Annotated in this window: 15 protein-coding genes and 1 riboswitch; of the genes, 11 read left to right on the top strand and 4 right to left on the bottom strand. The window is 37.0% G+C overall.

The features are described 5' to 3' along the window. Nucleotides 1–17: 17 nt before the first annotated feature. From N0B16_RS06865 to N0B16_RS06850, 4 genes are all read left to right on the top strand, one after another. A complete protein-coding gene (locus N0B16_RS06865) occupies nt 18–1,514 on the top strand; it encodes an OmpA family protein (protein ID WP_262990048.1) in 1,497 nt (498 codons plus the stop codon). Between the two features lie 93 nt (nt 1,515–1,607). Beyond that, entirely contained in the window at nt 1,608–2,348 is a 741-nt protein-coding gene (locus tag N0B16_RS06860; RefSeq protein ID WP_262990047.1) for a YebC/PmpR family DNA-binding transcriptional regulator, read from the top strand. Nucleotides 2,349–2,421: 73 nt separating this feature from the next. Beyond that, complete coding sequence (locus N0B16_RS06855; protein ID WP_262990046.1) at nt 2,422–3,246, top strand: UDP-2,3-diacylglucosamine diphosphatase; 825 nt, start codon at nt 2,422–2,424, stop codon at nt 3,244–3,246. Nucleotide 3,247: 1 nt separating this feature from the next. Next, nucleotides 3,248–4,219, top strand: a complete 972-nt coding sequence (locus N0B16_RS06850) for a glycosyltransferase family protein (RefSeq protein ID WP_262990045.1) — start codon at nt 3,248–3,250, stop codon at nt 4,217–4,219. On the opposite strand, the gene N0B16_RS06845 is transcribed toward N0B16_RS06850, so the two are convergent. Further along, a complete protein-coding gene (locus N0B16_RS06845; RefSeq protein WP_262990044.1) occupies nt 4,208–4,498 on the bottom strand; it encodes a GNAT family N-acetyltransferase in 291 nt (96 codons plus the stop codon). The two genes, N0B16_RS06850 and N0B16_RS06845, sit on opposite strands and share 12 nt — an antisense overlap. A 53-nt stretch (nt 4,499–4,551) precedes the next feature. Next, a complete protein-coding gene (locus tag N0B16_RS06840) occupies nt 4,552–5,295 on the bottom strand; it encodes an RDD family protein (protein WP_262990043.1) in 744 nt (247 codons plus the stop codon). A gap of 27 nt (nt 5,296–5,322) precedes the next feature. Between N0B16_RS06840 and N0B16_RS06835 the strand changes: the two genes are divergently transcribed. From N0B16_RS06835 to N0B16_RS06805, 7 genes are all read left to right on the top strand, one after another. Then, a complete protein-coding gene (locus N0B16_RS06835) occupies nt 5,323–6,306 on the top strand; it encodes a stage II sporulation protein M (RefSeq protein ID WP_262990042.1) in 984 nt (327 codons plus the stop codon). Then, the gene (locus N0B16_RS06830; RefSeq protein ID WP_262990041.1) at nt 6,290–7,252 is read left to right on the top strand and encodes a DUF4013 domain-containing protein; all 963 of its coding nucleotides are present in this window, start codon (nt 6,290–6,292) and stop codon (nt 7,250–7,252) included. The genes N0B16_RS06835 and N0B16_RS06830 overlap by 17 nt, the downstream gene beginning before the upstream one ends. After that, nucleotides 7,245–8,042, top strand: coding sequence for a DUF4129 domain-containing protein (locus N0B16_RS06825; RefSeq protein ID WP_262990040.1), 798 nt, complete (start codon nt 7,245–7,247; stop codon nt 8,040–8,042). Before N0B16_RS06830 ends, N0B16_RS06825 begins: the two co-directional genes overlap by 8 nt. A 15-nt stretch (nt 8,043–8,057) precedes the next feature. Further along, the gene (locus tag N0B16_RS06820) at nt 8,058–9,215 is read left to right on the top strand and encodes a DUF4350 family protein (protein WP_262990039.1); all 1,158 of its coding nucleotides are present in this window, start codon (nt 8,058–8,060) and stop codon (nt 9,213–9,215) included. Between the two features lie 87 nt (nt 9,216–9,302). After that, on the top strand, nt 9,303–10,334 hold the full coding sequence (locus N0B16_RS06815; protein ID WP_262990038.1) for an AAA family ATPase: 1,032 nt from the start codon (nt 9,303–9,305) through the stop codon (nt 10,332–10,334). Between the two features lie 148 nt (nt 10,335–10,482). Next, nucleotides 10,483–11,805 carry a DUF58 domain-containing protein gene (locus N0B16_RS06810; protein ID WP_262990037.1) on the top strand — a complete coding sequence of 441 codons (1,323 nt, stop codon included), beginning with the start codon at nt 10,483–10,485 and terminating at the stop codon, nt 11,803–11,805. A gap of 13 nt (nt 11,806–11,818) precedes the next feature. Beyond that, complete coding sequence (locus N0B16_RS06805; RefSeq protein WP_262990036.1) at nt 11,819–12,238, top strand: OsmC family protein; 420 nt, start codon at nt 11,819–11,821, stop codon at nt 12,236–12,238. Nucleotides 12,239–12,302: 64 nt separating this feature from the next. On the opposite strand, the gene N0B16_RS06800 is transcribed toward N0B16_RS06805, so the two are convergent. Both N0B16_RS06800 and N0B16_RS06795 read right to left on the bottom strand, forming a co-directional pair. Continuing rightward, a complete protein-coding gene (locus tag N0B16_RS06800; protein ID WP_262990035.1) occupies nt 12,303–13,982 on the bottom strand; it encodes a T9SS type A sorting domain-containing protein in 1,680 nt (559 codons plus the stop codon). A 211-nt stretch (nt 13,983–14,193) separates the two neighbouring features. After that, the gene (locus tag N0B16_RS06795) at nt 14,194–16,809 is read right to left on the bottom strand and encodes an MGH1-like glycoside hydrolase domain-containing protein (protein WP_262990034.1); all 2,616 of its coding nucleotides are present in this window, start codon (nt 16,807–16,809) and stop codon (nt 14,194–14,196) included. A 177-nt stretch (nt 16,810–16,986) separates the two neighbouring features. Beyond that, a riboswitch (SAM riboswitch) is annotated at nt 16,987–17,093 on the top strand. Nucleotides 17,094–17,104: the final 11 nt, after the last annotated feature.

The following is a 17,104-nucleotide window of genomic DNA, read 5'->3' as shown; positions in this document are numbered from 1 at the left end:
TTTAATCATTTAATTCTATGAAAAATCTAAAATTAGGAATTTCAGCATTGGCACTTACTGTTGCCTCTACTGTTTTCGCTCAGACTACCAACAATCCGTGGATGATCGGGGTTGGTGCTCATGCGGAAAATCATACAGCACAACGTGCTAATTTTAGCAATACGTTTTCTGCTAAAAATTTGACGAAGAATATGTTCAACGTAGACAACTTCTCAATCACACCCCCTTTATCTAAGCTAACGGTTGCAAGAAACATCGGTAAAGGTTTAGTAATCGACTGGCAGACTACTGTTGGAAATGTTGAAAACAAAAGATTCAACATGGGCAAAGAGTTTATGTTGATGACAGGTTTAGGTTTTCAAGCAAAAGCAGCAGGTCTAATTTGGAATGAAGAATCTTGGTTCGACCCATATTTAAGAGTAGGTGCAAACTATTTAAGACACGATTATACATCGCTTTCATTTCCAAGACAAAGTTTTATCAATGGAAATCCTGCAGAGGTAATTGTAAACGGTGACAATGGTAATGAAATGGGTAAAGCAAATCACTTTACAGTTGCTGCGGGTGCCGGTGTAAATCTTTGGTTAACTAAGAACTTCGGTCTTGGTGTTCAGGGTGATTATGTTACAACTCCTGGAGATAAATCTACTGTTGCAAACTTTTGGCAGGCTTCTGCATCTTTAAACTTTAGATTTGGAAACAGAGACAGAGATAAGGATGGTATCTTAGATAAAGACGATTTATGTCCTGATACTCCAGGTTTACCAGAATTCCAAGGATGTCCTGATACAGACGGAGACGGAGTTCCAGATAAAGACGATCAGTGTCCAGATGTTGCTGGTCCGGTTGAAAACAACGGTTGTCCTTGGCCAGATACAGACGGTGACGGTGTAATCGATAAAGATGATGCTTGTCCTACAGTTGCAGGTCCTGCAGAAAACAACGGTTGTCCTTGGCCAGATACAGACGGTGACGGTATCTTAGACAAAGATGATGCTTGTCCTACTGTTCCAGGTCTTCCAGAATACAACGGATGTCCTAAGCCTAAAACTAAAACTGCAGAAGAAATAGCAATTGAAGTTAAAAACGTTTATTTTGATTTTAACAAAGCTACAATCAAAGCTGAATCTTCTTCTGCTTTAGATAGAGCTGCAAATATCATTAAAACAGATAAAGGTAACTTCTTATTAGAAGGTCAAACTGATGCTAAAGGATCTGAAGCATATAACCTAGATTTATCAAGAAGAAGAGCTGCTGCGGTAGTTGCTGCTTTAGATGCAAGAGGTGTAGATGCTAATTCTCTGAAATCTATCGGTGTTGGTGAATCTAAAGCTACAGTTTCTGAAAAAGCTTCTGATGCTGAAAGACAAGTAGACAGAAAAGTAGTCGTAACGGCTGTTGAAAATGACGCTGAGTGGAATGCAATCTCTAAAAGAGATTATGAAGATGCTCCAGTGAAAAAAGCTCCAGCTAAAAAAACTACTAAGAAAAAAGTAGTTAAAAAGAAAAAATAATTAATTTTTCTACATAATAAATACCTCCAGTGTTCTGGGGGTATTTTTTTTGTTGATGTTTTTAATTATTTTTGTTAAAATTTAAATTATAAAATGGGAAGAGCGTTTGAATATAGAAAAGCTTCTAAAATGGCCCGTTGGGACAAAATGGCCAAGACTTTCTCAAAGATAGGTAAGGATATCGCTTTGGCTGTAAAAGCGGGCGGTCCGGATGTGGAAGCTAACCCGGCGCTGAGAAGATGCATCCAGAATGCAAAAGGTGCCAATATGCCGAAAGATAATGTAGAAAGAGCAATTAAAAAGGCAAGCGGCGCGGATGCCGAAAACTATGAAGAAATTACATATGAAGGATACGGACAGGGCGGTGTCGCTTTTTTTGTAGAATGTACAACAAACAATACCACCAGAACCGTGGCCAATGTGAGGGCTATTTTCAATAAATTTGATGGTAACTTAGGAAAGAACGGAGAACTGGCATTCATTTTCGACAGAAAGGGTATTTTCAGTATTGATAAGGCACAGATCAAAATGGACTGGGATGATTTTGAGATGGAAATGATCGACGGTGGCGCAGAAGATATTGATCAGGATGAACAGGAAGTAATGGTAACTACCGCTTTTGAAGATTTCGGGTCTTTGTCACACAAGCTGGACGAACTGGGCATTGAGGTGAAAAGCGCAGAACTTCAGAGAATTCCTAACAATACCAAAGAAGTTACGGAAGAACAGTTTAAAGCTAATATGAAAATGCTTGACCGCTTTGAAGAAGATGATGACGTGCAGAACGTTTATCATAACATGGAAATTACAGACGAGTTGCTGGACGCGTTATAAAACATAATATAGCATTCATATACAATTCATTTTCAAATGGTTTCTTTGCAATAAATCAGGTAAAATTTTGCAGATGAAAAGAAACGTTGATTTGGTTGTGATTTCGGATGTACATTTGGGAACATACGGATGTAAGGCTAAAGAGCTGTTGCGGTATCTAAATTCTATTCAACCGGAAACATTGGTTTTAAACGGGGATATCATTGATATTTGGCAGTTTAAAAAGTCTTACTTCCCAAAACCCCATTTGAAAGTCATTAAGAAAATTATTTCATTGGCCACAAAAATGACTGATGTTTATTACATCACCGGCAACCACGATGAGATGTTCAGAAAATTTACGGATTTTGAGCTTGGGAAGCTAAAAGTATGTAATAAGTTATGTCTTGAAAAAGATGGCAAGAAAACGTGGATCTTTCACGGTGACGTTTTTGATGCTTCTGTACAGCATTCTAAATGGATTGCCAAGTTGGGTGGAAAAGGATACGATACCTTAATTGTCATCAATAACGTAGTCAATTGGTTTTTGGACAAGATGGGTAAAGAAAAGTATTCATTTTCAAAAAAAATTAAAAATAACGTCAAAAAAGCCGTAAAATATATTGGGGATTTTGAGTTGACAGCTTCCGAACTGGCTATTGATAACGGATACGATTACGTCATCTGCGGACATATTCATCAGCCTCAGATTCGCGAAGTCAAAAATAAAAAAGGTTCCTGTACATACCTGAATTCAGGAGACTGGATCGAAAATTTATCTGCTCTGGAGTATGACAACAAAGAGTGGAAAATTTTTCACTACGAAGATCATAAGCATCTGCTTAAAGATGATGAGTCTGAAGAATTCCAGGAAATGAACAGTTCAGAACTGATGAAAATAGTTACCCAATTTTCCTGATATGAAAATACTTTATGCATTTCAGGGAACCGGAAACGGGCACATCGCAAGAGCTCAGGAAATTATTCCGATACTAAAGAAATATGCATCTGTTGATACCTTAATCAGCGGTCATCAGTCTCAGCTCACAATAGATTCTCCTATAGATTTTTATCATAAAGGCATCTCTCTTCTTTACAATAAGACGGGTGGGATTTCCTATAAAAAGATCATTACTGACAATAATTTTCTTGAAGCACTCAAAACAATAAGAGAAATAGAACTGAAACAGTATGATTTAATTATTAATGATTACGAACCTTTGACAGGGTGGGCCTGTAAACTTCGGAAACTGAAAATGCTTGAGCTGAGTCATCAGGCTTCCATGAGTTTTAAGGAAACCCCGAAACCCGCAAAAAAAGATTTTCTGGGAGAGCTGGTCTTAAAATATTATGTTCCGAGCAGGTATAGAATAGGATTTCATTTCGAAAGCTATCATCCTCAGATCAAAAAACCCGTAATTAGAAGAAAGATCAGGAATTTACATCCCGATAAAAAAGGATTTTATATCGTTTATCTTCCCAGTTTTTCAGATGAAAATATTACAAAAGTCCTGAAACAAATCCCGGTAGAGTGGAAGGTTTTTTCAAAATACACCAAATTGCATGACAGAACAGGGAATGTAGAGATTTTCCCGATTGATGAGCTGCATTTTTTAGAATGCTTTCAAAACTGTGAAGGTATATTGTGCAATGCAGGTTTTGAAGGGCCGGCTGAAGCTCTTTTTATGGACAAAAAACTCTTTGTGATCCCTATCCATAATCAGTATGAGCAGGAATGCAATGCTTGTGCGCTCGATAACATGGGAATTATGAATTCTAAAATTCTTGAAGTACACGAGATCAGAAACTGGGTGGTTACAGATCAGCATTTGCAGGTACAATATCCCGACGATATTGAGGATATTATTGTAAATGACGTTTTAACGTTTTAGAAAAATATCATCCACGTCATTCATTCTAGACATCACGGCTCTCGCATAAGAACAGTGCGGGTAAACGTTCCACTTGTTTTCTCTTGAAAATTTTATGGCTTCCTCTACAAGGTATTTTCCCATTCCCCGGCCTTCAAATTCAGGATGTACAAGTACAAAAGAAATAATAAGTTTATTCTCTTGCGGAAATATGGTATAGGTAAGTCTTCCGACTTCTTTAATTTCGTTATGAAGCGTAATGACCCCGCCATTGCCGGATTTATTGTTTTCGAATTTCATAAGTAAGATTTCACTAAAAGATGCAAAATCTGCACCGAACCACGCATCTAAGTTTACTCTTTCCCTGTATAATAATTATAATCTTTGATGATCACCCCGATAAATTGCCGTTCTGTCATCTTTGTAGGGTCTACTTCCAGCTTCAGAATGCCTTTTATTTTCTCCGAAAGTTTATGAATAACCTGTCGGTCATCTATTTTTAACGCTTTCAGGTAATTGTCTTTGATGATTCTCATATCATTATCACTCAGCCCGATTACCTGAGGAAATGTAGGAACGTAATCAGCATTAATATTTTCTAAGATCGTATGTGAGATATTTACATTATTCTTCAAAGAGATCACAGCTGTTCCAGAAGCAATGTCACCTAGCCGTTGGTTATTTTTAGAGATAATCATGGAAATTAATCCTATAAATGCAATCGAAATATCAATTGTTCTGAAAACCCAGCGAATGAGGTAATCTCCAAAACTCGCCTGATAACCGTCGATTTTTACGACTTTAATTTTCATGATTTTTTTTCCTGGAGTCTGGCCTTCCATTAAGCTTTCCAAAACCACAGGATAAATGAATGCAGGGAATAAAAGGATGATGTAAACAGCTCCTACAGACCAATCATCCAAACCATTTAAGATATAGCCTAAATTAAAAATTTTGAAAAATAAATAAATAATAAAAATTCCATACGCAATTTTAATGGCGCTGTCGATGATGAAAGCAAGTATTCTTTCACCAATACTGGATATGTTAAAATTAATATTTACATTTTGTGAAGTATTAATCGCAATTTGAGACATATTTTTTATTATTTTAGCCTTACAATTATGAGAGAAGTTTATTTTATTAAACAAAATAAAGAAAAATGGTTGGGAATCGAACAGGTTATTCAAGGGAAAATCAAAAAAAATCCTGATGACCTGTCTTCACTGTATATTAATCTCATCAACGACCTTTCTTTTGCGCAGACCTATTACCCGAAAAGCAATACCACGGTTTATCTTAATCACCTGTCTTCACAGATCTTTCAGAAAATCTACAAAACCAAAAGAGTAGAAAAAAAAAGGCTGCTGTATTTCTTTTCTACTGAAGTTCCTCTGCTGGTACATCACTACAAGCGATATTTAATGTATGCTTTTGTGTTTTTTATATTATTTACGGCAATGGGAGTGCTTTCGGCAATTTATGATAAAGATTTTGCCAATGTTATTCTGGGCGAAAGCTATGTCAATACCACCATAGAAAATATCAAAGCCGGAAATGCAGTTGGGGTTTATCAAAGTGGCTCTACATGGGGAAGTACCATAGGCATTGTTTTTAATAATATCGGGGTCGGAGCCAAACTTTATATTTACGGTATTTTTGGAGGTATTGGCTCACTGTATCTGCTGCTTTCCAATTCTGTGATGTTGGGTTCGTTCCAGTACTTTTTCTATGATTATGGAGCTTTAAAAGACAGCGCGAGAGGAATATGGCTTCACGGCGTGTTCGAGATCTTCTCAATGGTGGTAGAAGCGATGTGCGGATTAATCCTGGGAACATCAATTCTGTTTCCGGGGACCTATTCCAGGTTTAATTCTTTGAAAAGAGGTTTAAAAGATTCATTTAAAATATTTTTAAGCACCATACCTTTTACGGTCTGTGCAGGGATTATTGAAGGCTATGTTACAAGACACGCCTTGAAAATGCCTTTATTCTTAAATCTTCTCATCATCTTCGGATGTTTGTTTATCATAGGATTTTACTATTTTGTGTATCCTTCAATTGTTGCCGGAAAAACTTTAAAAAATACCCATGATGCAGTTTTATAAAAAAAGAGACTTTGGAAGTTTTATAAGCGATACTTTTAATTTTTTTAAATTATACGGTAAAAATTATTTTAAAAATTACCTTCTGATCAATGGGCTTTTGTTGACATTAATCGTCGTGGTGACCGTTTTCGGATTTAGAAATCTCTTCGGTCAGATGATGGGGTCTAATCTTGATGGGCAAAGCTCTTATTTTGAACAGTATTTTGAGGATAATATGGCGATATTTATCGTAACGGTTATTTTGGTATTTTTACTGTACTCTGCATTGATGATCGTCAATTTTCTCTTTCCGGTCTTTTATGCCAAAAGGGTTTCTGAAGGAAATTTCAAAATAAAAACAGATGATATTCTTGGTGATTTTAAAAAAAATGCCGGAAAAATTTTCAAACTTTATCTTGGGCTTACTTTCCTTGTCATTCCAGCTTCAGTTATTATTTTCGGGATCTCCTATATTTTGATCTTTATTTTAATAGGGTTGGTTGTGATTCTCTTTGTGGCACCTACATTATTCAATGTCATCACCTTTCTTACGTACGATTATTTCAATAGTAATCGCGGATTCTTTGAAAGTTTAAGTTACTCTATAAGATCACAGTTTTCTTACAAAAACGGAAGAGAATCTTCACCGTACTGGAAATACTGGGGAGCATCAATTATTTTTGTAATCATGTACTATGTTATCAGTATGGTATTTACCATGGTTCCGATGTTTATGTATCTCGGAACTATTACCACTTCTACACCCGATGCCGGCTTTGAACACAACCCGATGGAAGGTTCCTTCGGAGTGATTATATTTGTAATTTACGGAATTTCTTCACTCATTATGATGCTGTTTATGAATCTGTTATACATCAATTCCGGACTTATGTATTACGACAGCCGTACAGATCTTCATCAGCAGGTAGAATTGGCAGAAATAGATACTATTGGCAATAATGAATAAAATTCTGCTTTTTGTTCTGCTGTTTTTTACATTTGGGTCTTCGAAAGCTCAGGTGTATGATAGCGTGTCTGTCGGTGAAGATTATTTTCAGGATTCCTTAGAAGAAGGTAATTATAAAAATATGCTTCCGGCAGATTCTGTTCTGCGCAGAAATAATATTTCCGAAAATACAGTTTATCCCAAAAAGTTTAAGGAAAATATTCAGTCAAGATATCGGGGGAAAGAGTTCGATTATTCTACGTCAAAACCCAGAGAATCATTTCTGGAAAAGCTTCGCAGAAAATTTTTCAGGCTCATTCAGAGTATTTTCGGAGAGACCAGTTTAGAAACTTCAGCCAGTGTTGCCAATATCATTATCCGCCTTTTTGCCATTGTTCTGGTGGGGTTTTTACTCTATTTTATCATCAGATATTTAATCGGTAAAAACGGGAATTTTATTTTTGGAAAACGAAATAAAAAAGTCCTGATCAAGGATGAAGAGCTTCAGGAGAACATTCACGAGATCAATTTCCCGGAAAGTATAGCCGGTTTTGAGAGATCAGGTGATTACCGTTCTGCAATACGGTATCAGTTTTTATTTATCCTTAAAAAACTGAGTGATAAAAAACAGATTCTCTGGAATCCTGAAAAAACCAATAAAGATTATACCGCCGAGCTGAAAGATGCATATTATAGGACTGACTTTTCAAACCTGGTCTACATATTTGATTATGTTTGGTATGGCGAGTTCAGTATTGATGAGCAGAATTATACAAAATTTAAAAACCAGTTTCAGGCCTTCAAGCCGTAATTAATCTTTCGATACATGAATAAAACATTCAAAATATATGCTTTCATTTTCATCATCATCATGGTGATTTTGGCATTGTTTGAAGTTAATAAGACTGAGGTCACAGACTGGCGGAAAAATTTTGACGTCAATGAAAAATCACCGTTCGGATTATTTGTTTTCAATCGCGAAGTAAAAGGCCTTTTTAAAGATAATCTCAAAAAAATAGATATTGCTCCGTATGATTACTACGGTAAGAATAAGAAAAAGCCACATAATATTGTCGTAGTAGAAAACGAAATAGATCAAGAGTCCTGGAACAATATTATGGATGAGGTCTCCAAAGGTTCAGACGCGATGCTGATTGTAAGCAAAGTGCCAAACAATATCTCAGATAAAATAGGATATTACAGTTCGCAGGCTTCATTTGCAGAGAGCAGCGTGCTTAAACTTACCGATAAAAAATATCAGAATGATTTTATCAAATTGGATAAATTCCCTTCAGGAATAGGTTTTTCTTACGTGAAAACGGATGTTGAAATATTAGGCAAAACCATGGATGAAGAAAATCCTGACCATGCAAATTTTATCAAAGCAAAATACGGGAAAGGCAATATTTACGTTCATTGTGAACCGCTTTTTCTGACCAATTATTATCTGCTGAAACCCGGAAATATAAAATACGCACAAAATGTTTTTTCTTATCTTCCAGATAGGGAAACGCTTTGGTTTGTAGAAAGCAATACCAAAGAATCGGGCTCATTTATGAGGTTCATTTTATCAAAACCGGCGCTTAAATATGCTTGGTGGCTTTTGTTGGGAGGTTTAATATTATTCATTTTCTTTAATGCAAAAAGGAAGCAGCGTATTGTACCGATCGTAGAACCTCTAAGAAATACGTCGGTAGATTTTGTAAAAAGCATCGGGAATCTGTATCTTCAGGAAGGTGATTTTCACGATATGATGGCAAAAAAAGCGCATTATTTTTTAAATAGAATACGGATTGACCTGCTGATTGATACTCAGAATATGGATGAAGAATTTATTAAAAAGCTTCATCTGAAAACCGGAAAAACAACGGAAGTAATCTCTGAAGCAGTAGAACTCATGAAAAAAGGGTTAGATCCTTATGCATCAGTAATGAAAGAAGATCTGGCAAGAATGAACCGGCTTTTGGATGACATTTTAAAATAATATACATCTTTTTGATTTCGAAAAGGTTGAAATCATTAATTAAATAAAATTATCATTTGCTTTGTGACAGCAAAAAACATAAAATTTATGGAAAACTTTGAAAACCAGAATATAGAGGAGCAGAATTCAATAGAGCTTGATAAAAAAGAAAACAATTTTCACGCAAGAATTGATATGATTGAACTTCGTGAAAGCTTGGAAAAAGTAAAAGCAGAACTTGCGAAAGTGATTGTAGGCCAACAGGATATGATTGAGCATCTTTTGGCTGCTTTATTGTCAAACGGGCACGTTTTAATAGAAGGCGTTCCGGGAGTTGCCAAAACCATTACCGCAAAATTGCTTTCCAAAACCATTGATGTAGATTTCAGCAGGATACAGTTTACACCGGATCTTATGCCTTCCGATATTTTGGGAACCTCCGTTTTTAATGTCAGAAATTCTGAATTTGAATTTAAAAAAGGGCCCATCTTTTCCAATTTTATCTTGATTGATGAGATCAACCGTTCTCCTGCTAAAACGCAGTCTGCATTATTTGAAGTAATGGAAGAACGCCAGATCACGATGGATGGAATACAGTACACCATGGAAGCTCCATTTTTAGTAGTGGCTACACAGAATCCTATTGAGCACGAAGGAACGTACCGTCTTCCGGAAGCGCAGCTTGACCGTTTTTTATTCAAAATAAACGTGGGCTATCCTAACCTCGAGCAGGAAGTTTCCATTATTAAAAATCAGCATGAAAACAGGCAGGAAGATAAAACTGATGTGGTGAATCGTGTAATTACCGCTCAGCAGCTCAATAATTATCAGAAGCTGGTCAAAGAAATCATCGTAGAATCCCAGTTGATCGAATACATCGCTAAAATTATCATTAATACAAGAGAAAACCAGTTTTTATATTTAGGTGCTTCTCCGAGAGCGAGTTTAGCCTTGCTTACCGCATCCAAAGCGTTTGCCGCTTTAAGAGGAAGAGATTTTGTGACGCCGGAAGATATTAAAGAAGCAAGCTATGCGGTCCTGAGACACAGAGTCATTGTTTCTCCGGAACGGGAAATGGAAGGTCTTACTGCTGATGAAATTATCCGCCAGATTTTGGAGGGAATAGAGATACCGAGGTAATTTTATAGCTATTAGTTAGCAGCTTATAGTTCTAATTTTAAAATTAAATAATGACATCATAGAAATTTCAAAAATGCTGAACGGTCTTATTAATTCTTTAAAACAGTCGACAAACCTGCTTCCCAAAATCTAAAACCTTGCAACTTATATGAAAAACCTATACATCAACAACCGCTTTTTTTTCACACTCATCGCAGTGGGAATCCTGTATGTATTTGCGTTTTTCTTTCCTTTCTTAATGGTGTTTGCACATCTTCTTTTACTTTTGACATTTCTTGCGACGATGGTAGATTATCTCTTTTTGTTTATGCAGAAAGATGCCATTCTTGCCCAAAGGATTTTACCCGAAAAATTATCAAACGGGGATGAGAATCCGGTTAAAATCGATGTTAAAAATAACTACCGTTTCAAAACCGTGGTGAAAGTAATCGATGAAATTCCGTTTCAGTTTCAGAAAAGAGATTTTTTCATTATCAAGCAGCTTGATCCGGGTAAGAACATTCTGTTTCAGTATATTCTCGAGCCGAAAGAACGGGGAGAATACAGTTTTGGTGCCCTGAATATCTATGCCTCATCACCGTTAGGATTCATTGCAAAAAGGTTTACTTTTCAGAAAGATGCGATGCTTCCGGCGTATCCGTCATTTATTCATTTAAGAAAATATGAATTGATGGCTCTTCAGAATGAATTTTTATTAGGCGGAATTAAAAAAATCAGGAAACTCGGCCATACCATGGAGTTCGAGCAAATCAAAGAATACGTTCCCGGAGATGATATAAGAACCATCAACTGGAAAGCGACTTCTAAAACCAACCGACTGATGGTGAATCAGTTCCAGGATGAAAAATCGCAGCGTATCTATATGCTTATCGATAAAGGAAGAACCATGAAAATGCCTTTCAACGGATTAAGCCTTCTCGATTATTCCATTAATGCAGCCATGGCTCTGTCACATATCATCCTTAAAAAAGGAGATCGCGCCGGAATGATGACCTTTTCCAAAAAAACAGAGAATAAGGTAGCGGCAGATAATAAATCCGGACAGCTTAGAAAAATTTCCGAATCTCTTTATAACATTAAAACTGATTTTTTTGAAAGTGATTTCAACAGATTGTATCAGGATGTAAAATACTCGGTCAATCAAAGAAGCCTGATTTTACTGTTTACGAATTTTGAGACCTTAGACGGATTAAACCGTCAGCTGAAATATCTCCGAGGAATTGCTAAAAACCATCTGCTGGTCGTTGTTTTCTTTAAAAATGCAGAACTTCATACTCTTCTTGATAAAAATCCGGAGAATATGCAGGAAATATATGACGAAATTATCGCAGAAAAATTTGAGTTTGAAAAGAAACTGATCATCCAGGAACTCAGAAAATACGGTATCTATTCCGTATATACCCTTCCGGAAAACCTGAATATTGAAGTGATTAATAAATATCTGGAAATCAAAGCCAGAGGGATTTTGTAAAATTTAAACGCCTATGAAAATTATATTAAACAGAATCAACGATGATTTTCTATTTGAATGCACCAATGCTCATGGAAATTCTATTCTTCTAGACAACACTTCTCAACCGGGATCCAAAGGTGTTTCGCCTATGGAAAGCGTATTGATGGCTGTAGCAGGATGCAGCGGTATAGACATCGTTTCAATTCTAAAAAAGCAGAGACAGGAAATCCTGAGCTTCAAAGCAGAAGCGGAGGGAGAAAGAATATCGGTGGATGATGCAAAACCTTTTAAATCGATGATGGTCACATTTTTTCTGGAAGGGAATATTGATCCTAAAAAAGCATTGAAAGCGTGTGAATTATCTTTTGAAAAATACTGCTCTGTATCTAAAACCTTAGAGCCGAATGTAGAAATCAATCATCAGGTTTTTGTAAACGGAGATAAGGTTTAATTTTCAATTCTAACAAAAAAAAAACCGGATCATGAGTCCGGCTTTTCTTGTTTAATTTGTTTACTTATTTTTTAATAATCTTCATGCTTTTCGAAGTGCCGTCTTTCATGGTAAAAGTAAGAATATAATTTCCTGATCTCAATTCGTTAAGATGTAATGTGGAAGAAGGATTCTCAACTACTTTCAACGTCTTCCCTGAAAAATCGCTAACAGAAATTCGTTTTACGTTTTCTGCATGGTCAATGTACAGATCGTCGGTAAATGGATTAGGATATGCCATCCTTTCTTTTGCCGAAGCACTGATTTCGTTGGTGGCCAAAGCAATCGGCTCTAAAGTTACGGTTACTCTCCAGGTATTATTATCAACTTTATTGTAATCTGCATTACAGTCGGATCCGCCATACGTTCTCCAAGCTCGAAGCTCGAAATTTACATTTCCTGTGAGATTGTTTGCGATCGCCAAACCGGTTCTGTTGTAAGAATATGTTCCTGTACTGGAGCCCGAACCTGACGTTACTGCTGCTTCTGTAGTATTATTCGTAAGGCATACCAATAAGCTTTTCTGTTCGGCCATCCATCCGTTTCCGGCGGTAGTCATGGTATAGGAAACATCGGTAGATTTTATTTTATATCCCGCCGGAACAGTCACGGAAAGATTTCCCGGACAGGTGGTTGTAGATGTTACAGTCGGTACTCCGTTATCATACAACGTATTAATGTCTCCTAATGAATATGTTGCAGAAACCTGGCCTGTCGTAAATTCTTTCATCTTCCAGAAACCCTGTGAAGAACCGCAGTTAGACCGCACCCAGAAATAGTAGGTTTGCCCGGTTATCAAACTGTTTAGGGTAACAGAGGTGGTTCCTGCAGATACGCTTCCTGAAGGAGTAGTTGTTGCTGTAGGAGGTGTAGAAGATGTGCTGTAATAATACTGATATCCTGACGAAGGTGCACTTGCAGAAGCTGTCCAGCTGAGAGTCGCATTCGTCATTCCTGAAGTATAGGTAATATTGGAAGGAGCAGGACAGGAGCTGTATGCATCAGCGGAAAAAGCAAAAATATTCGGAATTCCGCCCGCTCCGGATTTTGTAACCGTTACGCTCTGAATATTCTTAGATTGATTCGCTGTGTTAATGGCCAAAGGAATCTGGTATAATCTCGGGTCAGTTCCGTTGCCGGACTCCAGATTGTCATTATTAATATTTATTCTTCCGATCCCCTGAATGGCAAAATTTGATCCGTAATACCAGTCAGAAATTGTAATTCCGGTAAACGTTTGTGTAGTCGCATCAGAAAAGTTAACGGTAACATCTACTGTACAGTCACCGCTTCCGCCTGTTGCCAACATGTATAAACTTACTGCGGCAATAGGGGTTGAGAAGGTGAGCGTTCCGGAATCATTTGTATTTTGTAACCGTAACGTATTATTTGAGGTGTAAGGAGCCAGTTGATAGCTTAATCCGGAAGTTGTACCGACGGCCGAATTAATGATTCTATTGATTGGTAATCCATAAGTAAGGGAGCTGCTTGATGTATTCAGTAAAAAATCTTTTGAGACAAATGCATAGCTTACACCATCTACGTCGTTATTTGTAGATGATATTGAAGGGCCGGTTCCGTTAGCAATAACATCGGCGTTGAATCCGCTTTGAATGGTAATAGGTTGATATTCCTGGGCATCAATTTGATTAAACAGCATGCCAGAAAATACCAGACATGCAACATGTAGTAGTTTTGTTTTCATTAGAAATATTTTAATTTAGCAATGCTAATATAAATAAATGAGTGCAAATAATATAGACTTATTTTGCTTATTTTATGAATTTTGCATAAAATTTCTACAAAAGGGCTTTAATTAATAAATAAAAAACCGTTCGGTTGTCGAACGGTTTGTGACTTTAAAATGAATTCTTAATTATTTTTCTGAAAATTGGAACTTTAAGTATTTCTATAGGTTATATAGTCATCCTTGGTTTCATCAGTTTGGCGACGGTTGCCGTCCATCCGGTTTGGTGGGAAGCTCCTACACCACGGCCGTTATCTCCATGGAAATATTCAAAGAATGTAATATAATTTTTAAAGTGCGGATCATAATTAAATTTGTAATGTCCGCCATTAAAAGCCCTTTGTCCGCTTTCGTCTTTCAAGAATATGGAGCAGAGCCTGTTGCTGATATTTTGCGCAACTTCATCCAGATTTTTATTTTCGCCGCTTCCGGTCGGGAATTCTACTTTCAGGCTGTTCCCGTAATAAAAATGGAAACGCTGCAGGCTTTCTACAATCAGGAAATTGATCGGAAACCAGATCGGCCCTCTCCAGTTGCTGTTGCCCCCAAACATTCTGCTGTCACTCTCTGCGGGAGTATAGTATACAACATTCTTATTGCCGTGTACGGAAAACACAAAAGGATTTTCTTCATATACTTTAGACATCGCACGAATCCCGTAATCGCTCAGAAACTCTTTTTCATCCAGCATTCTTCTTAAAACCTTTGTCAGCCTTGTTTTACGTAAAATACTCATCAGGTGTTTTCTTCCGCTGCCTTCTTCCTCCCAATGCGAAACCAGTGAGGTGAGTTCCGGCTTGTTTTTCAGGACCCATTCCATTCTCTGACGGAAATTAGGCATTTTTTCAAGCAATTGATGATCAATGATTTCTACGGCAAACATAGGGATCAAACCTACAATGCTTCTCAATCGAAGGGTTACACTTTCTCCGTTTCCAAGCTGTAATACATCATAAAAGAAGCCATCTTCTTCGTTCCAGAGTCCTTCTCTGTCTTCACCCATGTTTTCCATGGCTTCGGCAATATAAAGATAATGCTCAAAAAATTTGATGGCCATATCTTCATACACCTGATAATACTGAGCCAGTTCCATGGCGATACGCATCATATTCAGCGCATACATCGCCATCCAGCTCGTTCCATCGGCTTGCTCAAGATGTTCACCGTCTTTCAGCGTCATATTCCGGTCGAAAGCTCCGATATTATCCAGTCCGAGGAAACCTCCGCCGAAAATATTTTTACCGTTTTTATCCTTTCTGTTAACCCACCAAGTGAAATTGAGAAGCAGCTTTTGAAAGACTTTTTCTAAAAATAGTAAATCAGGCTTGCCGTTATTTTTTTCATCTATTTTAAAAACCCTGAAACAGGACCATGCATGAACCGGCGGATTGACATCACTTAAATTCCATTCGTAAGCCGGCATCTGTCCGTTAGGATGCATGTACCATTCTTTGGTAAGCAACAGCAGCTGGTCTTTGGCAAAATCACCGTCAATAATCGCAAAAGGAACACAGTGGAATGCCAAATCCCAGGTTGCATACCAAGGATATTCCCATTTATCAGGCATCGAAATGATGTCTTTATTGTGAAGATGTTCCCATTCAGCATTTCTTACATAGTTATTAAAATCTCTTGGCGCTTCAAAATTCGGATCACCTTTCAGCCATTTTCCTACATTGTAATGATAGAATTGCTTGTTCCATAAAAGCCCCGCAAATGCCTGTCTCTGAACATTTTTTTCATCATCACTGGTTACATCTTGCTGTATTTCTTTATAAAATTCATCAGCCTCAGCAATTTTAGCATTGAATATTTCATCAAACTGATAAAATGCATCATCCAGATCATGCGGAGATAGACGGAATTCAAAAGTTTCAGACTGTCCTGCTTTTACCGTTTCATCAATGATAAATGCGGCTTTTGTTCCTTTATTTTCGGGATTTACGGTGTTTTTTTGATGAATAATAAAATCATTGATTCCGTCTTTATAAAAAGTATTTTCTGTCTCAGGAATTCCGTAAAGCTTTTGAGTATTGGTTTCGTTATCACAAAATACACGCAGTGCATTTTTATTTTTAGAATACAGCTTTTTAATCGGAATACTGTTGTGATGAATGCTGATTGAATGATCCGACGCAGCTTCCAGTCCGCCTTTATATTCGTTATATCCCCATTTCCAGTTATTTCTGAACCATAAAGTGGGCAAAACGACGATTGGTGCATCTTGCGTACTTCTGTTGCAGACTTTTACCCGTACCAAAATATCGTTGATATCATTTTTGCAGTATTCTATAAAGATGTCAAAATATTCGTCACGATCAAAAATTCCGGTATCGATGATTTCATATTCAGATTCCTTTTTGGTGCGTCTGGCGTTTTCAGCAACAAGATCTTCATAGGGAAATGAATTAATCGGGTATTTGTATACCATCTTCATGTAGCTGTGCGTTGGAGTATTATCAAGATAATAAAAGAGTTCTTTAATATCTTCCCCGTGATTTCCCTGCGGATTGCTCAGCCCGAAAAAACGTTCCTTTATTCTTTCATCATTTTTGTTCCAGAAGGAAAGCGCAAAGCACAACAGCTGTTTGGTGTCGGAAATTCCAGCAATACCTTCTTCACCCCATCGATAAGTATAGCTTTCGGCGATATCATGGTTTGCAAAATGCCACGCATTTCCGTTTGGGCTATAATCTTCACGTACATTTCCCCATTGCCTGTTACTGACATAAGGTCCCCAGTTCAGCCATTCTTTATTTTGTAATCGTTTTTTTTCAACACTCATAAACATCATTTTTCAATGCTAAGGTATATTTTTTAACAAAAAAAACCAATTTTTTGATCTGAAGAATTCGTAATATTCTTTTGGGATGCACGTGAATGGTTTTTGGGCGATAATAATTTTTTTTTGAACTTCTAAATAAATGAGTATATTTGCAATTCGTTCATTCACATATTGAAAATGTTATCAAGAAAGGTTGAGGGATTAGACCCTGTGAAACCTTAGCAACCCTTTATGAAAGTAAAGAAGGTGCTACGTTCTACCAAGATTATTTGGACAGATAACTACTGAAGTTCTT

Source organism: Chryseobacterium gilvum (assembly GCF_025628965.1).
Taxonomy (GTDB): Bacteria; Bacteroidota; Bacteroidia; order Flavobacteriales; family Weeksellaceae; genus Chryseobacterium; species Chryseobacterium gilvum.
The sequence above is the reverse complement of the archived record's forward strand: the minus strand, read 5'-3'. Positions and strand labels throughout refer to the sequence as shown.